Annotated in this window: 22 protein-coding genes; 2 read left to right on the top strand and 20 right to left on the bottom strand. The window is 51.2% G+C overall.

Features of this window, described 5'->3' with window-relative positions; all coding sequences use genetic code 11:
• Positions 1-441: 441 nt before the first annotated feature.
• The 10 genes from nth to blr form a co-directional block, all read right to left on the bottom strand.
• The gene (nth, locus tag FDX11_RS13525) at positions 442-1,077 is read right to left on the bottom strand and encodes an endonuclease III (RefSeq protein WP_038640407.1); all 636 of its coding nucleotides are present in this window, start codon (positions 1,075-1,077) and stop codon (positions 442-444) included.
• Positions 1,077-1,769, bottom strand: coding sequence for an electron transport complex subunit E (locus FDX11_RS13520; protein WP_038640410.1), 693 nt, complete (start codon positions 1,767-1,769; stop codon positions 1,077-1,079). The genes nth and FDX11_RS13520 overlap by 1 nt, the downstream gene beginning before the upstream one ends.
• Positions 1,770-1,772: 3 nt before the next feature.
• Positions 1,773-2,393, bottom strand: a complete 621-nt coding sequence (gene rsxG / locus FDX11_RS13515; protein ID WP_061381400.1) for an electron transport complex subunit RsxG — start codon at positions 2,391-2,393, stop codon at positions 1,773-1,775.
• Between the two features lie 9 nt (positions 2,394-2,402).
• Positions 2,403-3,455, bottom strand: coding sequence for an electron transport complex subunit RsxD (gene rsxD, locus FDX11_RS13510; RefSeq protein ID WP_137365557.1), 1,053 nt, complete (start codon positions 3,453-3,455; stop codon positions 2,403-2,405).
• The gene (rsxC, locus tag FDX11_RS13505) at positions 3,456-5,573 is read right to left on the bottom strand and encodes an electron transport complex subunit RsxC (protein WP_137349810.1); all 2,118 of its coding nucleotides are present in this window, start codon (positions 5,571-5,573) and stop codon (positions 3,456-3,458) included.
• Positions 5,566-6,144, bottom strand: a complete 579-nt coding sequence (gene rsxB / locus FDX11_RS13500) for an electron transport complex subunit RsxB (RefSeq protein WP_032943340.1) — start codon at positions 6,142-6,144, stop codon at positions 5,566-5,568. Before rsxB ends, rsxC begins: the two co-directional genes overlap by 8 nt.
• Positions 6,144-6,725 carry an electron transport complex subunit RsxA gene (gene rsxA, locus FDX11_RS13495; RefSeq protein ID WP_003029144.1) on the bottom strand — a complete coding sequence of 194 codons (582 nt, stop codon included), beginning with the start codon at positions 6,723-6,725 and terminating at the stop codon, positions 6,144-6,146. Before rsxA ends, rsxB begins: the two co-directional genes overlap by 1 nt.
• A 76-nt stretch (positions 6,726-6,801) precedes the next feature.
• Complete coding sequence (locus FDX11_RS13490) at positions 6,802-7,242, bottom strand: DUF2569 domain-containing protein (protein ID WP_038640418.1); 441 nt, start codon at positions 7,240-7,242, stop codon at positions 6,802-6,804.
• Positions 7,243-7,333: 91 nt separating this feature from the next.
• Positions 7,334-7,549, bottom strand: a complete 216-nt coding sequence (gene ydgT / locus FDX11_RS13485) for a transcription modulator YdgT (RefSeq protein ID WP_008784684.1) — start codon at positions 7,547-7,549, stop codon at positions 7,334-7,336.
• A 291-nt stretch (positions 7,550-7,840) separates the two neighbouring features.
• Positions 7,841-7,966, bottom strand: a complete 126-nt coding sequence (blr, locus tag FDX11_RS13480; RefSeq protein WP_038643149.1) for a division septum protein Blr — start codon at positions 7,964-7,966, stop codon at positions 7,841-7,843.
• 240 nt (positions 7,967-8,206) lie between these two features.
• Between blr and FDX11_RS13475 the strand changes: the two genes are divergently transcribed.
• Positions 8,207-9,247, top strand: coding sequence for an oxidoreductase (locus tag FDX11_RS13475; RefSeq protein WP_042308603.1), 1,041 nt, complete (start codon positions 8,207-8,209; stop codon positions 9,245-9,247).
• Positions 9,248-9,323: 76 nt separating this feature from the next.
• Here the strand turns inward: FDX11_RS13475 and add are convergent, their stop codons facing one another.
• From add to malX, 8 genes are all read right to left on the bottom strand, one after another.
• Entirely contained in the window at positions 9,324-10,325 is a 1,002-nt protein-coding gene (gene add, locus FDX11_RS13470) for an adenosine deaminase (protein ID WP_137398049.1), read from the bottom strand.
• A 161-nt stretch (positions 10,326-10,486) separates the two neighbouring features.
• Complete coding sequence (gene cydB, locus FDX11_RS13465) at positions 10,487-11,497, bottom strand: cytochrome d ubiquinol oxidase subunit II (protein WP_137398048.1); 1,011 nt, start codon at positions 11,495-11,497, stop codon at positions 10,487-10,489.
• Positions 11,497-12,903, bottom strand: coding sequence for a cytochrome ubiquinol oxidase subunit I (locus FDX11_RS13460; RefSeq protein ID WP_137349808.1), 1,407 nt, complete (start codon positions 12,901-12,903; stop codon positions 11,497-11,499). The genes cydB and FDX11_RS13460 overlap by 1 nt, the downstream gene beginning before the upstream one ends.
• 50 nt (positions 12,904-12,953) lie before the next feature.
• A complete protein-coding gene (locus FDX11_RS13455; RefSeq protein ID WP_038640433.1) occupies positions 12,954-13,460 on the bottom strand; it encodes a ferritin-like domain-containing protein in 507 nt (168 codons plus the stop codon).
• Between the two features lie 24 nt (positions 13,461-13,484).
• Positions 13,485-13,982 carry a ferritin-like domain-containing protein gene (locus tag FDX11_RS13450; protein ID WP_038640435.1) on the bottom strand — a complete coding sequence of 166 codons (498 nt, stop codon included), beginning with the start codon at positions 13,980-13,982 and terminating at the stop codon, positions 13,485-13,487.
• 92 nt (positions 13,983-14,074) lie between these two features.
• Positions 14,075-14,260, bottom strand: coding sequence for a general stress protein (locus FDX11_RS13445; protein WP_006684659.1), 186 nt, complete (start codon positions 14,258-14,260; stop codon positions 14,075-14,077).
• Positions 14,261-14,740: 480 nt separating this feature from the next.
• Complete coding sequence (locus tag FDX11_RS13440) at positions 14,741-15,913, bottom strand: MalY/PatB family protein (RefSeq protein ID WP_137398047.1); 1,173 nt, start codon at positions 15,911-15,913, stop codon at positions 14,741-14,743.
• Positions 15,914-15,923: 10 nt separating this feature from the next.
• Positions 15,924-17,516 (bottom strand): maltose/glucose-specific PTS transporter subunit IIBC, encoded by a 1,593-nt coding sequence (malX, locus tag FDX11_RS13435; RefSeq protein ID WP_042308591.1) that lies wholly within the window; start codon positions 17,514-17,516, stop codon positions 15,924-15,926.
• A gap of 169 nt (positions 17,517-17,685) precedes the next feature.
• On the opposite strand from malX, the gene FDX11_RS13430 reads away from it, so the two are divergent.
• Entirely contained in the window at positions 17,686-18,714 is a 1,029-nt protein-coding gene (locus tag FDX11_RS13430) for a Mal regulon transcriptional regulator MalI (RefSeq protein WP_038640443.1), read from the top strand.
• A gap of 45 nt (positions 18,715-18,759) precedes the next feature.
• Here the strand turns inward: FDX11_RS13430 and FDX11_RS13425 are convergent, their stop codons facing one another.
• Complete coding sequence (locus FDX11_RS13425; RefSeq protein WP_061381520.1) at positions 18,760-20,268, bottom strand: YdgA family protein; 1,509 nt, start codon at positions 20,266-20,268, stop codon at positions 18,760-18,762.
• 106 nt (positions 20,269-20,374) lie between these two features.
• Positions 20,375-21,550, bottom strand: a complete 1,176-nt coding sequence (gene manA, locus FDX11_RS13420) for a mannose-6-phosphate isomerase (protein ID WP_061381393.1) — start codon at positions 21,548-21,550, stop codon at positions 20,375-20,377.
• Positions 21,551-21,772: the final 222 nt, after the last annotated feature.

Raw genomic sequence — 21,772 nt, 5'->3', positions numbered from 1 at the left:
ATCATCGGTACAGAGAAATGTTATCTAGCGTTAAATTTCTTCATTTGAAAAATCGCAGATTTTTACACTGTTTAAGCAACCCAAAAACCGCAATGTGGCGATATGTTCTGCTATTTACGGTTGAATCCAGTGATATAGGCCATTATCTGAAAAATAGTCAGTGTAATGTTTTGTTTAGAAACTGTTCAGTAAGGTCATCTGATTGTCACTTTAACTAAAAAATAAAAATTATTTAACATTGTGTTGTCTGAGTGATCTGCATCACGTATAGATAGAAATTTCTATTACTAAAAAAACGATTAACCTGCTCAGGTGTTTATACGCAAGAATAATGCGTTAGAAATGCGCAGTTGAATGGCATCATCGACGGGAAAAGATTGTTTAGGGAGTGCATAACTAATCGTTATGTGTCAAAGGGGCAAAGAGAACGCCCCATCAGTATCAGATATCAACTTTCTCTTTGAATTCGCAGAGATCTTCGATGATGCAAGAACCGCAGCGCGGTTTTCTCGCAATACAGGTGTAGCGGCCATGAAGGATTAACCAGTGATGGCAATCGACTTTAAATTCACTCGGTACGACTTTCAGTAATTTTTCCTCTACCTGCTCGACGTTTTTGCCTGGCGCAAATTGCGTGCGATTACAGACGCGAAAAATATGGGTATCTACCGCAATGGTAGGCCAGCCAAAGGCGGTATTTAACACCACATTGGCTGTTTTTCGCCCAACACCGGGCAGGGCTTCTAATGCGGCCCGGTCTTCTGGCACTTCACCATTATGTTTTTCCAGCAGAATGCGGCAGGTTTTGATCACGTTCTCCGCTTTACTGTTGAACAACCCGATTGTCTTGATGTAGGACTTAACCCCGTCTACGCCGAGCTCCAGCATAGCGGCAGGGGTATTGGCGACAGGGTACAGCTTAGCCGTGGCTTTATTGACGCTGACATCGGTGGCCTGCGCGGAGAGCAAGACCGAAATCAGCAGTTCGAACGGCGATGTAAAATTCAGTTCAGTTGTCGGATGCGGATTGTTATCACGCAGGCGTGTCAGTATTTCCAGCCGTTTTGCTTTGTTCATTACACATTCCCTGTTTCACCAACCGGACTGTCTGCGACAGCCGCTTCGGCACGACGTTTCTTCATTTTCTCATCAATCAGATATTTCACCGCCAGCATCAGGCCCAGGCCAATGAACGCGCCCGGTGGCAGCATAGCCAGCAGAAACGGCGTGTCGGTATGGAAGATCTCTACACGTAGTACCTTAGCCCAACTGCCAAGTAAACCGTCTGCGCCATCAAATAGCGTACCGTTACCAATTATTTCACGTAGCGAACCCAGAACAAACATGGCGCCAGTTGCGCCCATACCGATAGAGAAACCATCAAGGGCGGATAATGCCGGGCCTTTTTTAGCCGCGAAGGCTTCAGCACGACCAACAACAATACAGTTAGTCACAATCAGTGGGATAAAGATGCCAAGAGACTGATACAGACCAAAAGCGTAAGCATTAATCAGCATCTGTACCGCACTCACAACGGAAGCGATGATCATGACATAAATCGGAATACGAATTTCAGAGGGCGTCCAGCGACGCAGGGCTGAAATGGTCAGGTTGGTCAGCGTCAGGACGAGCGTAGTCGCCAGTCCCAGGCCTAACGCATTGGTGGCGGTAGAAGTTACCGCCAGCAGCGGGCACATGCCAAGTAACTGCACAAGCGCGGAGTTATTTTTCCATAACCCCTGGACAATGACATCTTTGATTTCGCTCATGGTTTATTCTCCACAGGCGCTAAGTTGAGGGAGTTGTGCAGGCAGTGACTGGGCATACAGCCCCGCACGTTTCACCGCATTAACAACCGCACGGGGCGTAATGGTTGCGCCAGTAAACTGGTCGAAGTCGCCGCCATCTTTCTTCACTGCCCAGTGGGCATCGTTACCCGCGCCGATCGTTTTGCCGCTAAAGTGGGTGATCCAGTCAGACAGACGCAGTTCGATTTTATCGCCCAGCCCCGGTGTTTCATGATGTTCAGTCACGCGTGTGCCCAATACGGTACCTGTGAAATCCACACCAACCAATAGCTGAATAGCGCCGGAATAACCATCTGGGGCTGTGGCTTCGAGAATTGCCGCGACAGGCCGATCGTCCTGGCGCGCGATATATACACGGTGAGTCCCTTTACCTAACGCCTGCGCATTCACCAGATAGCAACTCTCAGACAACGCGTTATTGTAGCGATCGCCAGGCAGAACCTGATCAAACAATACTTTTTGCTGCAACGCCGCTTGTTCATCGATAGTGGATTTGGTTAATTGATTGATTGCCGCGGTTAACCCCGTAGATCCAGCGGCAAATAGCGCCAGAGTAATACCGTGTTTACGAATCGTTTTCAGCATATGTTGTCCTTAGCGATGTCCGTACACGCGAGGGCGGGTGTAATAATCAATCAGGGGAACCGTAATATTTGCCAGCAACACGGCAAAGGCCACGCCATCAGGATAGCCACCAAAACTGCGGATTAACCACACTAACAAACCCGCAAGCGCGCCAAAAATCAGGCGACCACGGTTGGTGGTCGATGCCGTAACGGGATCGGTAAGAATAAAGAAAGCGCCGAGCATCGTCGCGCCAGAAAGTAGATGTAACTGAGGCGGTGCCAGCGACTCTGGCGAGAAAATCCAGCCTAAAGTAGCGCAAACAGCGAGCGACAGCAGGAAACTAACCGGGATATGCCAGCGAATCGCTTTTTGCCATAACAGCACAATGCCGCCAGCCAACCAGGCAAGGTTAACCCACTGCCATCCGGCGCCCGCGAGCATGCCGCTGTAAATCGGGTACTGCATTACCTGTTCAACCGTTCGTCCCGCATGCAGAGAAGTCTTGAAGGTATCAAGGGGGGTAGCCTGGCTGATGCCGTCGATTCCCATACGGAGCGCGTTCATATCGTTGCCGCCAGCGGTATGTCCGGTAAAGATTACGTTCAGAGCGTCAAAGAATCCGGGTACCGTGGCTGCAATTTCCTGTGGCGGCAGCCAGCTTGTCATCTGCACCGGGAATGAGATAAGCAGTACGACGTAGCCAATCATGGCGGGATTGAAAGGGTTTTGTCCGAGGCCGCCATACAGCTGTTTTGCAATGATAACGGCAAATACCGTGCCTAATACCACCATCCACCAGGGGGCCAGCGGAGGAATACTCACGGCCAGCAGCAACCCCGTAAGGAGCGCGGAGTTATCTTTTAAAATCGGCGCAATGGGTTGTTTCCGCAGTTTAAGTACGACCGCTTCGGCGCCGATAGCGCTAATGGCGGCCAGAACGATCTGCAACAACGTCCCCCAGCCAAAGAACCACAGCTGCGCGACGATTCCCGGCAATGCAGCAAGTAACACCAACATCATGATGCGTGATGTCTGACGTTGGTTATGGGTATAAGGGGAGCTTGCTATTCTGAATACCATTTATTCCTCGTTTACAACCTGCTGCTGTGCGGCTTTTTTAGCCTGGGCGCGTGCGATAGCGGCCGCGACGGCGGCTTTACGCGGATCCACCGGTTCAGCGCTTTCAGTCACCGGCTGCTGCTCAAGCTTACGGGCTTTGGCGCGGGCGATTGCCGCTTCGACGGCGGCTTTGCGCGGATCCACCGGTTCAGCGGTTTCAGTCACCGCCTGCTGCTCAAGCTTACGGGCTTTGGCGCGGGCGATTGCCGCTTCGACGGCGGCTTTGCGCGGATCCACCGGTTCTGCTGTTTCCGTTACCGACTGCTGCTCAAGCTTACGGGCTTTGGCGCGGGCGATAGCCGCTTCGACTGCCGCTTTACGTGGGTCAACCGGTTCAGCGGTTTCAGTAACCGGCTGTTGCTCAAGTTTACGGGCCTTGGCGCGGGCGATAGCCGCTTCAACGGCGGCTTTACGCGGGTCGGTACCCGCGCTGCTGTCTTCAATTTTGTTTGAATTTTCCGCTCGGGCCGCACGAGCCTGTGCTTTACGCGCCTCGCGAGCGGCAATCACTGCGCTATTGTCAGGTTTTTCGCCAGCCTGAATAACAACCGGTTGCATTGCCTGAGCCTGTTTCTCTTTTACGCGAGCCAGCGCGGCGGCGATGGCATCATGATCTTTAGCCGCAGGCTGTACGGCAGCGCTTTTGTGGCGTTCAAGACGTGCGGCTTTTTCACGCTCAAGTCGCGCCTGTCGGGCTTCAAAACGTGCTTTGGCTTCTGCGGCGCGTTTTTCTTCCTGGCTAATAGCATAAATCTCGGCCTTTTCCTGGCGGAAATACTGCACCAGCGGAATGTTGCTCGGGCATACCCATGCGCAAGCGCCGCATTCGATACAGTCTGCAATATTGTGAGTTGTGGCTTTATCGTGCTGCTGCCCTTTACTGAACCAGTAGAGTTGCTGCGGCAGAAGATCGGCCGGGCAGGCATCGGCGCAGGCGCTACAGCGAATGCAACCTTTCTCCTCCGGCGTTTCACCCATTTCACTGGCAGAGGGGGCCAGAAGGCAGTTGGTTATCTTCACCACCGGTACATCCAGCCACGGCAGCGTAAACCCCATCAGCGGCCCGCCCATAATCACCATCTGGTCGGCGGAAGGGCAGAAACCCGCGTCGCTGAGCAGATGACGAACCGGCGTCCCTAATCGCGCCCAGACGTTGCCCGGACGGCTGACGGCTTCGCCTGTAAGCGTCACAACACGCTCGGTAATGGGTTCGCCGTCAATCACCGCGCGTTTGATTGCGTAGGCGGTCCCGACGTTTTGCATCAGCACGCCAATATCTGAGGAGCGTCCGCCATGGGGGACCTGTTTGCCGGTCAGAATTTGTGTTAACTGTTTGGCGCCGCCTGACGGGTACTTTGTCGGGATCACGCGTAAGCTGATATCGTGCGAATCGGCCAGCACCGCACGCAGCATGGAAATTGCCTGCGGTTTGTTATCTTCTATTCCCAGCAGGATCTCACGCGGCTGAAGAATGTGCGCGAGGATGCGGATACCTTCGACGACCTGCGCCGCGCAGTCCTGCATCAAGCGGTCATCCGCCGTAATGTACGGCTCGCATTCTGCGGCGTTGATGATCAGCGTTTCAATTTTATCGCCGCCGCCCTGTAGCTTAACCCCGGTTGGGAAACCTGCGCCGCCCAGACCGGCGACGCCGTACTGATGAATACGTGCAATAAGCTCTTCCCGACTACGGGAACGGTAATCGGCCCAGCCATCACGCTCAATCCAGCGGTCTTCGCCATCGGCATCAATGATGACGCTTAGCTCGGCTAATGCCGAAGGGTGTGCGGTGGAGTGCGGCGCAATAGCAACAATAGTGCCTGACGTTGGCGCATGTACCGGCAGCATTTTGCCACGCCCGATGGTTAACGCCTGGCCACGCAGGACGGTGTCGCCCACGTTGACACACAGTTCACCTTCCGCGCCAATATGTTGTTTCAGGGGAATAACGAAGCGCGGCGCCAGCGGAACCTGCCGCAGCGGCGTACCGTTTGACTGGGTCTTCATTTCTGGTGGATGAATGCCGCCATCAAAATCCCAGATTTTGTTTTTTCTGAATGCAGAGAATAACTTAAACATGTTGTTCCACAGGAATGATGCGCACAGGGATAGTGTTTAAATCCCATTTCCAGCTATCGGGCGTCTCAGCCACCGGGCGTAATTCGATACATTGCGTTGGACATGGGTCAACGCACAGGTTGCAGCCGGTGCAGAGATCGCTCATCACTGTGTGCATGGCGCGGGTCGCACCCACAATGGCATCGACCGGACAGGCCTGAATGCACTTTGTGCAACCAATACAATTATTTTCATCAATGACTGCCAGCATTCGCACGGGCGTAACATCTTGTTCATCACCATCAATCGGCTGCGGGTCGACGTTCAACAGGGCAGCGATTTTTAACATCACCGCTTCACCACCGGGCGCGCAACGATTGATTTTTTCACCCTGCGAGCCGATCGCTTCAGCATAGGGATGACAGCCCGGATAGCCGCACTGCCCACACTGGCTTTGCGGGAGAATTTCATCAATTTTCTCCACGACCGGATCATCCTCAACGGCAAAACGTCGCGAGGCGTAACCCAAAATAGCGCCGAACGCCAGACCCAGCAGACTCACTGCGGCAACGGCAATCCAGATAGCATTCATTACAACTTCACCAAACCACTAAAGCCCATAAAGGCCAATGACATTAAACCGGCGGTAATCAGCGCAATCGCATTACCGCGAAACGGAGCAGGGACGTCTGCCACAGCGAGACGTTCGCGAATAGCGGCAAACAGTACCATTACCAGTGAGAAGCCGACGGCGGCGGAAAAGCCGTATAGCGCCGACTGTAAGAAGTTATGGCCGAGGTTAATATTCAGCAACGCTACCCCCAACACCGCACAGTTTGTGGTGATCAGCGGTAAGAAGATCCCCAACAGGCGGTATAGCGCAGGGCTGGTTTTACGGACCACCATCTCGGTAAATTGCACGACGACGGCGATGACCAGAATAAAAGCTAGCGTGCGCAGATAGATGAGATTGAGCGGAATGAGGATCCAGGTATCAATCAACCATGCGCAAATGGAGGCCAGCGTCATGACAAACGTCGTGGCAAGGCCCATACCCATTGCGGTTTCCAGTTTTTTGGAAACGCCCATAAACGGGCAGAGCCCCAGAAACTTAACCAGTACAAAGTTGTTGACCAGTACAGTTCCGACAAACAGCAGCAGGTAATCAGTCATTTTTCGGCCTGAAATAAAAAAGCCGCCTATTATCTGACAATCTACAACAGGCGACAACAGGTTAACTGTAGGGTTATTACGGGTTCACAAACGTCGACTTAACGCGCTGTGAGCGCTTGAAATAGGGCACCAGCAGTGCTGCTGCTAACAAAGGGAACAGCAGTTGGCGCACGGCAAAGGCGTCCGGGACGGGTGAAAACGCAAACGCTTTAATCGCCAGTAACACAGAGATCAGCAGCCATAAAATATAGTGCTTCGGCACGCAGGTTCTGCGTTTGAAAAACGCAATCGTCAGCCATAACGTGTAATACCACATGGCGATAGCCGTAATAAAAGAGACGCCCCATAACAACAAATTGGTCGTACTTTGCTCACCAAGCGTTTGGAAGGTTTGCGGTGTGGCCAGCGCAGTGACGTAAAGTAACAACGCCAGCGAAGCACTCAACAACGCAACTAACAGCCAGGCCAATGGCCCAAGTAGCCAGCCTCCGATACGTTGTGCCGGTGTGGTAGTCATCTCTTCTCCAGGTTTACGCGCGCGATCAAACATGCCATTCATTTTGGGGCAATTATTATAAAGCTTTTAACGTTGAGCGCTACTTTCTTCTTTATTGCACGTAATGCCAGACTGATTTAGGTACCTGACCGACGTCAAACAGACGACCGCCGGAGATGAGCTCCGCACGACGGTGGTCTGCTGCACGGTACATATTGATAATGTCGTTATCATCGGTGAGCGTGTAGTTAAGATGATCGAATAGTTTTTCCAGACTTTCGAGTGAACTAATTTTACGGAATTTTAATAAGTAATCCTGAACAGTCATAAAGAGCGATCCATATATAAAATAATACCAACGGAGTAGTAAATATTAAGAAATAAACAATGTGCACAGGTAAAAGCGGATTTGCGCGCAAATGTAAGAAGAGTATGCATACCTGTGAAAAAGCAGGCGCTATGTACGCCTGCGGCAAGGTTAGCGCGCTTCGCGATCGCAGGCAATACGCGCGGGAGCGGGATGCGGCATAATTCGCTTTTTTTGACAGAATTGGATCTTTTACAGCCGGACCCAGCAATGCGTGAAGGTGAATTGCTGGGCGAAAAAGGCCGATGACGCTTATTTTTTCTGCACTGCTGCAATTGGTTCCGGTGGCTGGTAATTGTCAATATGATTGGCAATACCCAGCAGGATCACGGAGACCGCAAGAACAATCCAACCTGCTAACTCAATAAGACGATTCATTACTGATGACATTTGCTTTGATTTATCCATAAACACAGGCTGCAAATGTTACTAATCTCTCCATAATACAGCAAGAAGATTGGGAACGATTTCAGCCACTTTTTCGCGGCAAATTCAGCTTAAGAAGCATATGTTTGACTTAAGTTAATAAACAACCTTTGTAGCGCAAAGGTTATTAAACTATTGAGACGTTGCAATGTATGGTGTGAAATAGGTCAGTCTGAATTGAGAGGCAATAACATGAGTGACAACATCCGCGTTGGGCTAATCGGCTATGGTTACGCCAGTAAAACCTTCCATGCCCCCCTGATTGTGGGCACACCGGGCCTGGAACTGGCTGTGGTGTCCAGTAGTGATGAAGCAAAAGTGAAGGCCGACTGGCCTACAGTGACGGTTGTTGCTGAACCGAAGCACCTTTTTAACGATCCTAATATTGACCTGATTGTGATCCCTACGCCAAATGACACGCACTTCCCGTTAGCGAAGGCTGCACTGGAAGCGGGTAAACATGTGGTTGTTGATAAACCTTTCACCGTGACACTGTCACAAGCTCGTGAGCTGGATGCACTTGCGCGTAGTCTGGGACGCGTACTCTCTGTTTTCCATAACCGGCGCTGGGACAGTGATTTTCTGACCTTGAAAGCGTTATTGGCGGATGGTGTTTTGGGCGAAGTTGCCTATTTTGAATCCCACTTCGATCGTTTCCGCCCACAGGTTCGTGACCGTTGGCGTGAACAGGGCGGTCCGGGCAGCGGTATTTGGTATGATTTAGCACCACATCTTTTGGATCAAGCGATTAATCTGTTTGGTTTGCCGGTCAGTATGACGGTGGATCTGGCGCAACTGCGTCCGGGGGCGCAATCGACAGATTACTTCCATGCCATTCTGACGTATCCGCAGCGTCGTGTGATTTTGCATGGAACCATGCTGGCGGCCGCAGAATCGGCCCGCTATATCGTGCACGGCTCACGCGGGAGCTACGTCAAGTATGGTCTTGATCCACAGGAAGAACGTCTGAAAAATGGTGAGCGTCTGCCTCAGGAAGACTGGGGTTACGACATGCGCGATGGTGTATTGACGCGAGTTGAAGGCGATGAGCGGGTTGAAGAGACCTGGCTGACCGTGCCGGGCAATTACCCGGCGTACTATGCAGGCATCCGTGATGCGCTGAACGGTAACGGTGAAAACCCGGTCCCGGCGAGACAAGCTATCCAGATTATGGAGCTGATTGAGCTTGGTATTGAGTCCGCGAAACACCGCTCTACGCTATGCCTTGCCTGATAAGACACATGCCGGATGGCGATGCCCTGGCATCTTATCCGGCCCACAATGCAACGCCACGTAGGCCGGATAAGCGTTACGCTGCGGCGACTTTCTCGCGCAGCGTACGTTTCTCTTCGTTACTCAGGAATGCCATTTCCAGACCATTGATTTGTGCCTGGCGGATCTGTTCGCGAGTTAAACCTGCGGCAGGCGCGGCAATAGTGTACTCGTGAATAATATCGACACCCTGAACAGCCGGGTCGTCCGTATTCAGACTGGCCACAACGCCATGTTCAAGGAATGTTTTCAGCGGATGGGTCGCCAGCGCAGCGACGGTGCTGGTCTGGATGTTCGATGTCAGGCAGGATTCAATGCCGATACGGTGCTCGGCGAGGTAATCCATCAACGCACGATCTTCGACCGCTTTAACACCATGGCCAATGCGTTCAGCGCCCAATTCTTTGATGGCCTGCCAGATGCTTTCTGGTCCCGCGGCTTCGCCGGCATGGACGGTGATATGCCAGCCTGCATCGCGTGCCTGGTTGAAGTGTGACAAGAACAAACTACCCGGGAAGCCCAGTTCGTCACCGGCCAGATCCAGCGCAGTAATATGGTCGCGGTGTGCTAACAGCGCATCAAGTTCCTGCAGGCAGGCGGCTTCGCCGAAGGTACGACTCATAATGCCAATTAAACGTGCTTCAACGCCAAAGGCCTTGCAGCCTTCGCGCACGCCTGCAATAACGGCTTCAACCACGCCTGCTACAGGGAGTTGATGGGTCATTGCCATGTAGCCAGGGGAAAAACGTAGTTCAACATAGTGCAGGCCGTTGCGTGCGGCATCCTCAATATTTTCAAACGCGACGCGGCGGCAGGCGTCCAGCGAGGCCAGAACCTTTACGCCCCAGTCCAGTTTGGATAAAAAGCTGACCAAATCAGGCTCGGTTGACGTCACTTGCACATGAGGAATCAACGTTTCCAGCGTCTGTGCCGGGAGGGTTAAATTAAACTGGCGACCCAGATCGAGGATCGTTTGGGCACGGATGTTACCATCAAGGTGGCGATGGACGTCGGTTAAGGGGAGAGAAGTATCAATCATGGTCGCACTCGTATTTTTAGGTAAAGTGCAGGGCATTATACAACAGAATCATAATTCTCTAAAAACTTTGAATAAAGTGCGCCAACACTTTGTAAAAGTGGAACATTGTGGACATATATTTCAGGTTTTCAATGAGTCAGGCGATCGGCGCGCTATCCTGGTCAATGGTAGCCTTCTCCGTCAGATACTTTGCCGCGAAAGACATAGTAGCTCCATGCTGTATACATCAGAATGACCGGAATAATAATAAGCGTGCCAACCAGCATAAACATCTGGCTTGCAGGGGGAGCCGCTGCATCCCACAAGGTAACATGCGGCGGAATAATATAGGGCCACAGGCTGATACCTAAGCCGCTAAATCCCAGAAAGATCAATCCCAGCGTCAGGATAAAAGGTCGTGCATGGCTGGTGTTGTCGCTGCTCAGACGCCAAATCCACAGGCTGAGTATCGTCACCAGAATGGGGACCGGCACAAACCAGTAGAAATTAGGTAGCGTGAACCAGCGTTCTGCAATGTATTGCCAGTTAAGGGGTGTCCAGATGCTGACCACGGCAATAACCGCCAGCAGAGCGAGCAGAACATGGCGCGTTAATTTACGCATCCGTTCCTGAAGCGCGCCATCGCTTTTCATTATCAGCCAGGTGCTGCCGAGTAACAGATAAGCGGCAACCAGTCCGAGGCCGCAAAATACATTAAATGGGGTCAACCAATCCAATGCCGACCCGGCAAAGCGACGGTCTGCTATATCGAAACCGTTAATCACGGCGCCAACAACGATCCCCTGACTCACGGTCGCCAGCAACGATCCACCGGCAAATGCGTAATCCCAAAATAGCCGATGCGACGGCGTGGCTTTAAAGCGAAACTCAAACGCCACACCGCGAAAAATCAACCCAATTAGCATCATCGTGAGTGGAATTGCCAGTGCGTCAGCAATCACAGCATAAGCCAGAGGGAAGGCGCCAAAGACACCGGCCCCACCGAGCACCAGCCAGGTTTCATTCCCGTCCCAGACGGGGGCCACACTGTTCACCATCACATCTCGTTCGCCGGGGGCATGTACAATGCTAAACAACATACCAATGCCCAAATCGAAACCATCCATTACGATGTACATCAGCGTGGCAAAGACAATGATAATAAACCAGATTACGGTGATATCGATGTCCATCAGATTTTCTCCTCTTCATCCGTTACCGGTTCTGCGGCGGAAAGCGGACGCGCAGGGGTGCCATCGGTTTGTGAGGTCAGTTCACTGACCGGCTGAGGACCTTTTTTAATCAGTCTGAATATGTAGTGGTAACCCACGCCAAAGACGGTGCTGTAAACGACGATAAATACCAGCAAACTGATGACCATTTGCGTTGTACTGTGCAACGAAACGGCATCACGGGTGCGCAAAAAGCCGTATACGACCCAGGGCTGGCGGCCAACCTCCGTGGTCACCCAACCGGCCAATAAGGCCAATAGTCCGGCCGGCCCCATCAAAAGTGCAAACCATTGGAATGGACGGGAATGGTACAGGCGCTTGCGCCAACGTAACCAGACACTGCAGATACCCAGGGCGATCATCAACACGCCCATGCCAACCATGATGCGAAACGACCAAAATACAATCGCGGAGTTGGGGCGATCTTCCTTGGGAAAATCCTTCAGCGCAGGAACCTGCTTGTCCAGACTATGGGTCAGAATCAGACTGCCCAGCGCAGGGATCGCCAGAGCGTATTTGGTGCGCTCTTCCTCCATGTCAGGCATGCCAAACAGCGTCAATGGCGTTGCCTCTCCGGGGGGGTTCTCCCAGTGCCCCTCAATGGCCGCTATTTTTGCAGGCTGATGCTCAAGGGTATTGAGGCCATGCATATCTCCAACAACCGCCTGAATAGGGGCGACAATCAGAGCCATCCACAGCGCCATCGAAAACATTTTACGAATGGCAGGAGTATCGTTACCCCGCAGTAAATGCCAGGCGGCAGATGCGCCAACGAACATCGCGCTACTCAGAAAAGCAGCAATCGACATATGCAATAAGCGATACGGAAAGGAAGGATTAAATACGATAGCCAGCCAATCCTGGGGAATGACATGCCCATTTTCGAGGCTAAAACCTTGAGGTGTTTGCATCCAACTATTGGAAGCCAGGATCCAGAAGGTAGATAGCAACGTGCCCAGCGCCACCATACAGGTGGTGAAGAAATGCAGCGCTGGAGATACTTTGTTCCAGCCGAATAGCATTACGCCAAGGAAGCCCGCTTCGAGGAAAAAGGCGGTCAGGACTTCATAAAGCAGCAGTGGTCCGGTAATACTGCCGGCAAATTGCGAAAAGCCGCTCCAGTTGGTACCAAACTGATAAGCCATCACCAGGCCGGATACGACACCCATCCCAAAATTGACGGCGAAGATTTGCAGCCAGAAATTATAGAGCGAGCGCCAGAGATTGTTTCGCGTGCGCAGCCACATCCCCTCCAGCACCACCAGATAGCTGGCCAGTCCAATCGTAATCGCGGGAAAAAGAATATGGAAAGAAACAGTGAAGGCGAACTGAAAACGGGCTAAATAAAAAGCGTCAAATTCAGGCACGGTACAGACCCCATCCGAGGAAGCTCTGCCTGAAGCAGAGCGTAATGAGATTATTTTTTGGCTACAACACCGTCAGCGTCAGACCGTAAGAGAAATTGTTCTGTCGTTTGCGGAATATGTTTAATCAGCCAGTCGGCCATCTCACGTTCTTCTGCGAGAATCGTTTCGATAGCGGGGATAGAGGCGGTATCACCGACCTTTTTGGCAGCGGCCAAAAGCGATGTGTAGCAGGCTATTTCAAATTGCTCGAATACATAGCCGCTGATTGCGCCTTTTACAATTTCGTCAGAAGGAAACATGCCGCCAATCGACTGGCCAAAAGCGGCCATTTTACTCATGGAGTCTTTTAATACAGAACGCGAAATATCGTTTCGATCGAGGATCTCTTCCAGCAGGGTAATTTGCCTTTTTGTTTCATTAATATGTTGCTCAATTCTGGCACGCAAATCAGGATAATTATCGATACGACTCGCCATCGATTCCAGCATTGACTCCGCTTGCTTTTCCATCGCGTGCGCATCGCGTAGCCAGTCATGGTAATGTTCTAAGTGATTCATCGTAATTTCCTCGAGTCAGTATGGTTATCGTTTTTCAGCGTCTTTATTAATGTTACCAACCGCCAGATCGGTTAATTTCAGATCGGTTTGTTTCTCTTCTTCAAGCGTTTCTGCGAGGAGTTTTACGGCTTTTTTATATCCCAGTTGTTCTGCAAGGGTTGCCAGTGTGCCGTAGCTGGCAATTTCATAATGTTCCACTTTCTGTGCGGCTGCGATTAATGCGGCATCGCGTACTTCATTTTTCTCGGTGCTTTCTATAACCTCATTAGCCTCTTCAATTAAGCCTTCCATCGCCACACATTTCATGCGTTTAATCTTAATTCCCGGTTCTTGCTCAACGATTTGGTCAATACGTTCAATTTGCCCCTGGGTTTCTTCCAGGTGGGCATTAAACGCTTTGCTGAGTTTTTCGCTTGAGGCGGCTCTGGCGAGTTTAGCCAGTCCGCGCGTTAACTGTTTTTCAGCGCTATAGGTATCTGAAAGTAGGTGAATAAATACGTCTTCAATGCTTTTCATATGCATATTAATATCCTTTAGAGGTTAAAAATAACTGCGAGCCCCATACAGACCCGCAGGACACTCTTTTAATTAAAAGATGAAAATAACGCTAACTATCAGGAGTTGTCAGACTTACGGCCACCGCCGTGGCTGCTTTGCCCACCTTTTTTACCTGCTTCAGATGCGCGTTGTGGATCGTTTTTGAAGTTACCACCGCTATGTTGACCGCCTTTACGGCCCGCTTCTGATGCTTTTTCTCGGTCTTCTGCGAAGTTACCGGAACCACCACGATGCTCTGCCATATATCACCTCATATATCGGTTATGTCAGTCAGATACAAAAAAATAATTTCGTATCCGTCGTTGTTCAAGGCTTAAAGTTAGCGGCTATTTGTATTAAGTCAAATTTAATGCTGATAGGCGAATCAGTCCGTATTGATAATTTTCAATGGATTGCGGAAAATACCGCTTCGCTTATTATGAATGATGTTTGATTAATAAATAATCGTAACCGTCTGAGAGTTAGAGGGAATAAAAATATGAGTGCTCAATCAGGGTTATTCTTGTAAATTTTCTTAAATTATAAATAAATTATAAAACCGAAGCGTTCCGCTCAGACATAAAATAGCATTATTAAATGTCATGATATTCATTTTTGTCTACGCTCAACTTCTTTCCCCGGTGCAAGGGATAACGCGGGCTTTTCGACGATGCTGGATGAACAGGGTGGTAAAGCGTCAGGTAGAGAAGGCGCGCAATGAGGTTTTCATTGCGCAAACCTGTTTAACGTATTGTACGGATGGCGTTAATCAACCCCTGAACGCCTTTTTCAAGTTTTGAGCGCGGACATCCGGCATTCAGGCGCACAAAACCGCGTCCTTCTTCGCCGTAAGTGTTTCCTGGCATGATGGCAACTTTCTGCTGGTGGATAAGCGCTTCCTGTAATGTGCGATCATCAATGTTAAGCGGACGCAGGTCAATCCACGCCAGATAGGTAGACTGTGGAACCTGCCAGCTCAGTTCGGGGAATGCGGCATTAAGCTCGCGGGCGACGTAATGCAGATTGCTGGCAAGATAATCCCGCAGCGCATCAAGCCAGCTTGCGCCCTGTTGATAGGCGGCGATATGTGCGGTCAGCGCCAGCACCGCAGGTGAGGAAAGACCATCGCGACCTTTTAATGCGCTGAGATAATCATTACGGCTTTGAGTGTCTTCAATAATCGCGTAAGCCCCGGTCAGTGCCGGAATATTAAAACTTTTTGAGCCGGAAGTGAGCAGCGCCCAGCTGTCACGCGCGACGTTACTCCAGGGGATATGCGGGTGATCACCCCATACCATATCCATATGGATCTCATCGGAAATGACTTTTACACCATGGCGATGACACAGTTCCGCCATGGTTTCCAGCTCATCACGCGTCCACACTTTGCCCGTCGGATTTTGTGGGCTACAGAGCAGAAGAATTTTGCTCTCTGGGCGAGACAGGGCATTCTCCAGTGCGGTCATGTCGCAGTACCAACCGTCAGTACGTTTTTCCAGTTCGACAGCGCGCACCACGCGCTGATTACCCTCGATAGCTTTGTAAAACGCGTCGTAAGCCGGGGTGTGAATAACCACCGCATCACCCGCGGAAGACCACTGGCGAATCAGCTCTGACACCATATAGATGACCGAGGGACCATATACCAGCGACTGAGGATCGATTTTTGTATTGTGACGCGTAAGAAACCAGTGCTGAATAGCCGCCAAAAATTCATCATTTTTCCAACGGCTGTAACCCAACACGCCATGGGACAGGCGCTGGGCAAGTGCCTCAAGAATGCAGGGGGCAGTTGCAAAATCCATGTCAGAGATGGTGAACGGCAGAAGATCCGCTGAGCCAAAACGGTCGGCAACATAATCCCACTGGGTACACCAGGTGCCGTGTCGGTCCACAACCTTAGAAAAATCAAACATATTGTTGTCCTTAAGCCTGTACGGTGTTCATCAGAACCGCGATTTCGTCTTTCACTGACTGGACCTGCGGACCAATAACAACCTGAAGGTTATGCTGATTGAGTTGTACTACGCCAATGGCACGATTGTCCTTCAGAGCTTGTACGTTAACAAGCGACATATCTTTCACTGACAAGCGCAGACGAGTGATGCAGTTATCCAGGCTAACAATGTTTTCCGCGCCGCCCAACGCCGCCAGAATAGCTGGCACGTTATAACCCGATTTACCTGGCGATCCAGCCATCACTTTTTCGATAGTGCTGGCCATTTCGACTTCGCGACCCGGTGTCTTCAGATTGAAGCGCGTGATGGCGAAGCGGAAGATAACGTAATACACCGCAAACCAGATAGCTGCGACGACAGGGACCAGATACCACTTGGTAGACAATCCATGCAGGATGCCGAATACCACGAAGTCGATCAGGTTACCGTCAGTGTTACCGATGGTAACGCCAAGCACCGCCATCACGGTGAAGCCGAGACCGGTAAGCAAAGCATGGATCACGTACAGAACCGGGGCCACGAACAGAAACAAGAACTCGAGAGGTTCGGTCGTACCACCAATTACACAGGCAATCAGACCGGAAATTAATAACCCTTTAATTTTATGACGATTCTCTGGACGTGCGCAGTGGTACATCGCTAACGCTGCACCCGGTAACCCGCCGAGGAACGCCGGCATTTTACCCTGGGACAGGAAGCGGGTTGCGCTTTCAGAGAAACCTTGCGTTGTCGGACAGCTCAATTGAGCCTGGAAAATAGTCAATGCACCGCTCACGCTATGACCACAGACTTCCTGCGTGCCGCCCGCTTCGGTAAAGCGGATCAATGCCACCAGAATATGATGCAGACCAAAAGGCAACAACAGACGTTCGCCGGTACCAAACAGCATAGGACCAAATTCACCTGCACTGTTGATGATGTGACCGAGTCCGGTAATGCCCATGGCGAAAACCGGCCAAATCAGGGGAATAACCAGACCGACCAGGCCCATCACCACCGAGGAGATGATGGGAACGAAGCGAGTGCCGCCGAAGAAGGCCAGGGCATCCGGCAGACGAATGTTATGGAAGCGTTCATGCAGCATCCAGACGATGATCCCAGCGATAACGGCGCCGAGGATCCCGGTGTCGATCGACTGGATCCCCAGAATATTTTGCACGTTGTTGGCTTTCAGGATCGCCGCATCAGTGGTGGGTAAGATGCCTTTGGCGGTTAACCAGAAGTTGACGGCAAGGTTCATTACCGCGTAACCAACAAAACCGGCAAACGCCGCCACGCCTTTATTCTCGCGCGCCAGGCCAAGAGGAATGGCAATACAAAACATCACCGGTAGGAAGCTAAACGCAAATGAGCCAACTTTGCTCATCCAGGTAAAGATGGCCTGTAGCACCGGATTTCCTAACACCGGGATTAACGTTAAGACATCGTGGCTGCTTAACGAACTGCCGATCCCTAACATGATCCCGCAAAATGAGAGCAGAGCCACGGGCAACATAAAGGTTTTGCCCAACTGCTGGAAAAATTCCCATAACGTTATTTTTGGTGTGGTTCTCGTCGTCATTAAACGACTCCTTGTAAAATCAGGCTGGCTAATGATGGCGAGAAGATAAAACGTTTTACCTAATTTTAGTGCGGTATAAATCACATTATCGAACGATAATAGAGGGTATAAATATAAGTGATTGATAAAACGTTTTATCGGTCACGTTATCAGGGAGTTTTCTGTTTTTATGGCTATAGCCAAAAAAATAACGATCCATGATGTTGCGCTGGCTGCGGGTGTTTCGGTCAGTACCGTCTCATTGGTACTCAGTGGCAAAGGACGTATTTCATCAGCAACCGGTGAGCGGGTAAATGCTGCCATTGAGCAACTGGGGTTTGTGCGTAATCGGCAAGCATCAGCCCTACGCGGTGGGCAGAGCGGAGTCGTGGGTTTGATTGTGCGCGATCTTTCTACGCCGTTTTACGCCGAGCTGACGGCGGGGCTGACGGAAGCATTAGAAGCCCAGGGGCGCATGGTCTTCTTACTGCATGGCGGCAAAGACGGCGAACAGCTGACGCAGCGCTTCACACTGTTACTTAATCAAGGGGTTGATGGCGTGGTGATCGCCGGGGCCGCAGGCAGCAGTGACGCGCTACAACAACTGGCCGCTGAGAAAGGGATCCCGGTGGTGTTTGCGTCACGCGCCAGCTATATGGATGACGTTGACACCGTCAGACCTGATAACATGCAGGCCGCGCAACTCCTGGTTGAACAACTGATACGCCATGGGCACCAGCGCATTGCCTGGCTGGGCGGGCAAAGCTCTTCATTAACCCGGGCAGAGCGCGTCGGCGGCTATTGCGCGACATTGTTAAAGTATGGTTTGCCGTTTCATAGCGACTGGGTGCTGGAGTGTTCATCCAGCCAAAAGCAGGCCGCGGAAGAGGTGACGGCGCTGTTACGCCGGAATCCCACAATCAGTGCGGTGGTGTGCTACAACGAAACCATTGCCGTAGGCGCCTGGTTTGGCCTGATGAGAGCAGGGCGACAGAGCGGTGAAACAGGCGTGGATCGCTACTTTGAACAGCAAATATCATTGGCCGGATTTGCTGATGTGGCGGAAAGCGCGCTGGATGACATTCCCATCATTTGGGCTTGCACGCCTGCCCGTGAAATGGGATACACCCTTGCGGAACGCATGCTACAACGCATTGGCCACGATGAAAGCCATTCGCGCAATCTGACGCTTGCCGCCCGACTGGTCGTCGCGAAATAAAAAAAGCCCGATAAGCAAGGTTATCGGGCCTGTCGTAACGGATATTTACTGTTGCGGGGCAGCAGGAGCGTCCGGCTCAGCAAAGGCAGGCATACCGAACATGCCAACAAACTCATCCAGCGACATTTTCTGTCCGTTAAGTGTTACCTGACCGTTCGCATATTGCAGGCTGGAACCGATAACGTTGTCCTGCAACGTCGTAATACGGAACATCTGCCCCATCGCCGCGAGGCCATTAACCTGCTGCTTCGCCAGACCCGCCGCTTCTTCCTGCTGATATCCTTCCAGTTTGGCAATCTGTGTCATGAATTCAGTCGCCATATCGACAGGGATCGTCAGCTTAGCATCCAGTGATTTGACGGAGCGATCTACTTCCTGGGCCAGTGTTTGCGGCTCTACGGTGTTTGCGGTCGGATCTTTCAGTAGTAGCGACAAATTAAAGGCGGTTTCACCTTTCGCATTTTTCCAGCTCAGCGGCGCAATAGTGATAACCGGTTCGCCTTTCATCAGAATCGGCAGGGCATTAAAGAAGGCTTCGGTGACTTTCTGCTGATATAGCTCAGGGTTTTGCACCACATCGATTTGTGACATCAACGCCTTGGTTTGGGCGCTATACTGCTGACTGAACTGGTGCAGGGCTTCACCATCAATCTGGCCCACTTTCAGCGTCAGTTTGCCGCTACCCATATCCTGGCCCTGCAGTTTAAGGCTGTTCAGGGTGTAATCCAGTTGGCTGTTGACGGTTTTACCCTCGTTGATCAGATCGGATTTACCATCGATACCCATGCCTTCCAGAACCGCCAACTCTTTACCCTCGACTGCAATCGACAGTTTTTCGAGTGACAACTTCTGGTCGCCAATACGCTCACCAAAGCTGGCGATACTGCTGGAACCCTCAGTTTTCAGGTTATTGAAGGTAATTTGTACTTTCTGGTTGTACTCATTGACCGCATTAACCAGACCACTTTGCGCATCGCCAGTTAGCGAAACTGCATTACCGTCTTTGTCAGCCGTAAACTGGAATTCCCCGCCGCTGAAGGCCACTTTTTCATCGCCATTCTCGTAGTTCAGCGGTTTGAGGGAGAGATCGGAACGGGTATCGCCGCTGTAACCGATACGGGAGTTAATGACGAATGGCGTTTCGCCTTTGGCAATATCGAACAGTGGTTTGGTGACGTCGTTATTCACCAACGTTGTTTTCACCGAGGCCATAGCGGGAACCAGATTCAGCGATTTCAGCTGTGCGAGCGGGAAAGGACCGTGATCAACCGTTTCATTAAGGACGATGCTTTGCCCTGGCTTCAGCCAGGAATCTTGCTGCCCGGTGATGGGTTTAACCACCAGTTGCAGTTGGCTATTGAACACGCCGCGCTGATAGTTTTGATAACTCAGTTCAATGCCCGCCTCAGGGGAGTAGCGTTTCAACTGATTGTTTGCCTGTGTCACCATCTCGGCGAGATGCGTTTCGAGTTTTTTACCTGTGTACCAGGCACCGCCCGTCCAGACGATACCCAGTGCAACCACTACACCCGCAGCTACCAGCGATTTTTTCATTTTGATATCCATAAAATAAAACCAGGCGTTTGAAGACGCCTGGAGGAGTGATTTGTCTTTAACTCACTACAGCTTAGCAAGAGTTGTTAAAAATATCAGTATCTTGCTACAGCTTGTTATAAACCCGAGCTAAACGGCCCTTGCCGCTGACGTTTACCGGCGATTCATTCGCACTAATAAAGGCCGACTCACCCGGCTGCAGGACCAGACGCTGCTCACCTTTGCTCAACACGGCTTCACCCTCAATGCAGAACAGAATTGCGGCGCTTTGCTGGCCGATCTCTGCACCAGTGGCCGTTAACTCATGTAGGGAGAAGGCGAAATCGTCGACCGGAATAGGGAAGTCCAGTTCATCATCTGTTTTAACCGGTGTGGTCAGCAATTGGTTTGCAGGCTTAGCGACAAACTTAACGTTGGCGACCAGTTCCGGGATATCAATGTATTTTGGCGTTAGCCCGGCGCGTAGCACGTTGTCCGAATTCGCCATCACCTCCAGCGCCACACCTTGCAGATAGGCGTGCGGGGTCTCGGCAAACAAGAACATGGCCTCGCCGGGATTGAGTTTAACCACGTTGAGCAGCAGTGGGGAAAAGAGTCCGCTGTCGTTAGGGTAGAAGTCGGCGATCAGGCGGATGGTTTGCCAGGGTTCACCCTGCTGACTGTTCAGCGCCGATTTCAGGATCGCCAGCGCGTGGGATTTCTCCTCATCCTGCATATTCAGCAAGCTGGCAAATAGATAGCTCAGACGCTCTGCGCTCGGTTCCTGCAGGAAATGCGCAATAGCCGGATGCGCAGCGGAAACGGGTTGTAATAACGCAACAATATCGGAGAACTCACGAAATGCGTTCATCGCCAGGAAAGGCGTTAAAGCAAAAACCAGTTCTGGTTTGTGGTTAGGATCTTTGTAGTTGCGCTCGGCGGCATCCATCGGGATCCCGGCGGCGTTTTCTTTGGCAAACCCGATTTCAGAATTGTGCTTGTTAGGATGAACCTGAATCGAAAGGGGTTGCGCAGCACAGAGCACTTTAAACAGGAAGGGCAGTTCACCAAAGCGTTCGGCAACGGCATCGCCTAATAGCGCGGATTTATCGCTTTCAATAACGTCGCGTAAAGCAACCGTCTGACCATCAGCGCTCTGAACCTGCGAACTGCTTTTTGGGTGCGCTCCCATCCAAAGTTCAGCCATCGGTTGCTGAGTTGGGTTGGCAATCCCATAAAGTTCCGTTAACGCAGTTTTACTTCCCCAGGCGTAGTTCTGCACTGAGTTGATGAGTTTTTGCATTCTCAAGCCCTGTTTGAATGTGGAATTTTCTCTGGCTATTAAACCAAGAAACCCTGAGGGAAGTAACCTGCGCATGTAAAAAGTCGTACTTGTCTCAGTTTTTGTTAAAAAATTGTGTAGGATATGGTGACTCGCTTTTAATACCCTGAGTATTTCCGGTTGCAGAAAGCCTTGCCTTCTCCAACCCGACTTACGGCAGGGAAGCAGGGCAATGGAACATCT

This window comes from Citrobacter sp. wls714, assembly GCF_005281025.1.
GTDB classification, from domain to species: Bacteria; Pseudomonadota; Gammaproteobacteria; order Enterobacterales; family Enterobacteriaceae; genus Citrobacter; species Citrobacter werkmanii.
Note: the sequence above shows the minus strand (reverse complement) of the source record. Positions and strands in the feature narration are given on the sequence as shown.

What these genes read in the sequence shown, in the direction of transcription:
- rsxC (WP_137349810.1), bottom strand. Translation starts at nt 5,573, where the DNA reads ATGTTTAAGTTATTCTCTGCATTCAGAAAAAACAAAATCTGGGATTTT.
- manA (WP_061381393.1), bottom strand. Translation starts at nt 21,550, where the DNA reads ATGCAAAAACTCATCAACTCAGTGCAGAACTACGCCTGGGGAAGTAAA.
- cydB (WP_137398048.1), bottom strand. Translation starts at nt 11,497, where the DNA reads ATGGACATCGATATCACCGTAATCTGGTTTATTATCATTGTCTTTGCC.
- rsxG (WP_061381400.1), bottom strand. Translation starts at nt 2,393, where the DNA reads ATGCTGAAAACGATTCGTAAACACGGTATTACTCTGGCGCTATTTGCC.
- rsxA (WP_003029144.1), bottom strand. Translation starts at nt 6,725, where the DNA reads ATGACTGATTACCTGCTGCTGTTTGTCGGAACTGTACTGGTCAACAAC.
- rsxD (WP_137365557.1), bottom strand. Translation starts at nt 3,455, where the DNA reads ATGGTATTCAGAATAGCAAGCTCCCCTTATACCCATAACCAACGTCAG.
- FDX11_RS13455 (WP_038640433.1), bottom strand. Translation starts at nt 13,460, where the DNA reads ATGAATCACTTAGAACATTACCATGACTGGCTACGCGATGCGCACGCG.
- add (WP_137398049.1), bottom strand. Translation starts at nt 10,325, where the DNA reads ATGATTGATACTTCTCTCCCCTTAACCGACGTCCATCGCCACCTTGAT.
- FDX11_RS13520 (WP_038640410.1), bottom strand. Translation starts at nt 1,769, where the DNA reads ATGAGCGAAATCAAAGATGTCATTGTCCAGGGGTTATGGAAAAATAAC.
- FDX11_RS13450 (WP_038640435.1), bottom strand. Translation starts at nt 13,982, where the DNA reads ATGCATATGAAAAGCATTGAAGACGTATTTATTCACCTACTTTCAGAT.
- ydgT (WP_008784684.1), bottom strand. Translation starts at nt 7,549, where the DNA reads ATGACTGTTCAGGATTACTTATTAAAATTCCGTAAAATTAGTTCACTC.
- malX (WP_042308591.1), bottom strand. Translation starts at nt 17,516, where the DNA reads ATGACGACGAGAACCACACCAAAAATAACGTTATGGGAATTTTTCCAG.
- FDX11_RS13425 (WP_061381520.1), bottom strand. Translation starts at nt 20,268, where the DNA reads ATGAAAAAATCGCTGGTAGCTGCGGGTGTAGTGGTTGCACTGGGTATC.
- FDX11_RS13430 (WP_038640443.1), top strand. Translation starts at nt 17,686, where the DNA reads ATGGCTATAGCCAAAAAAATAACGATCCATGATGTTGCGCTGGCTGCG.
- FDX11_RS13445 (WP_006684659.1), bottom strand. Translation starts at nt 14,260, where the DNA reads ATGGCAGAGCATCGTGGTGGTTCCGGTAACTTCGCAGAAGACCGAGAA.
- nth (WP_038640407.1), bottom strand. Translation starts at nt 1,077, where the DNA reads ATGAACAAAGCAAAACGGCTGGAAATACTGACACGCCTGCGTGATAAC.
- FDX11_RS13490 (WP_038640418.1), bottom strand. Translation starts at nt 7,242, where the DNA reads ATGACTACCACACCGGCACAACGTATCGGAGGCTGGCTACTTGGGCCA.
- blr (WP_038643149.1), bottom strand. Translation starts at nt 7,966, where the DNA reads ATGAATCGTCTTATTGAGTTAGCAGGTTGGATTGTTCTTGCGGTCTCC.
- FDX11_RS13440 (WP_137398047.1), bottom strand. Translation starts at nt 15,913, where the DNA reads ATGTTTGATTTTTCTAAGGTTGTGGACCGACACGGCACCTGGTGTACC.
- rsxB (WP_032943340.1), bottom strand. Translation starts at nt 6,144, where the DNA reads ATGAATGCTATCTGGATTGCCGTTGCCGCAGTGAGTCTGCTGGGTCTG.
- FDX11_RS13475 (WP_042308603.1), top strand. Translation starts at nt 8,207, where the DNA reads ATGAGTGACAACATCCGCGTTGGGCTAATCGGCTATGGTTACGCCAGT.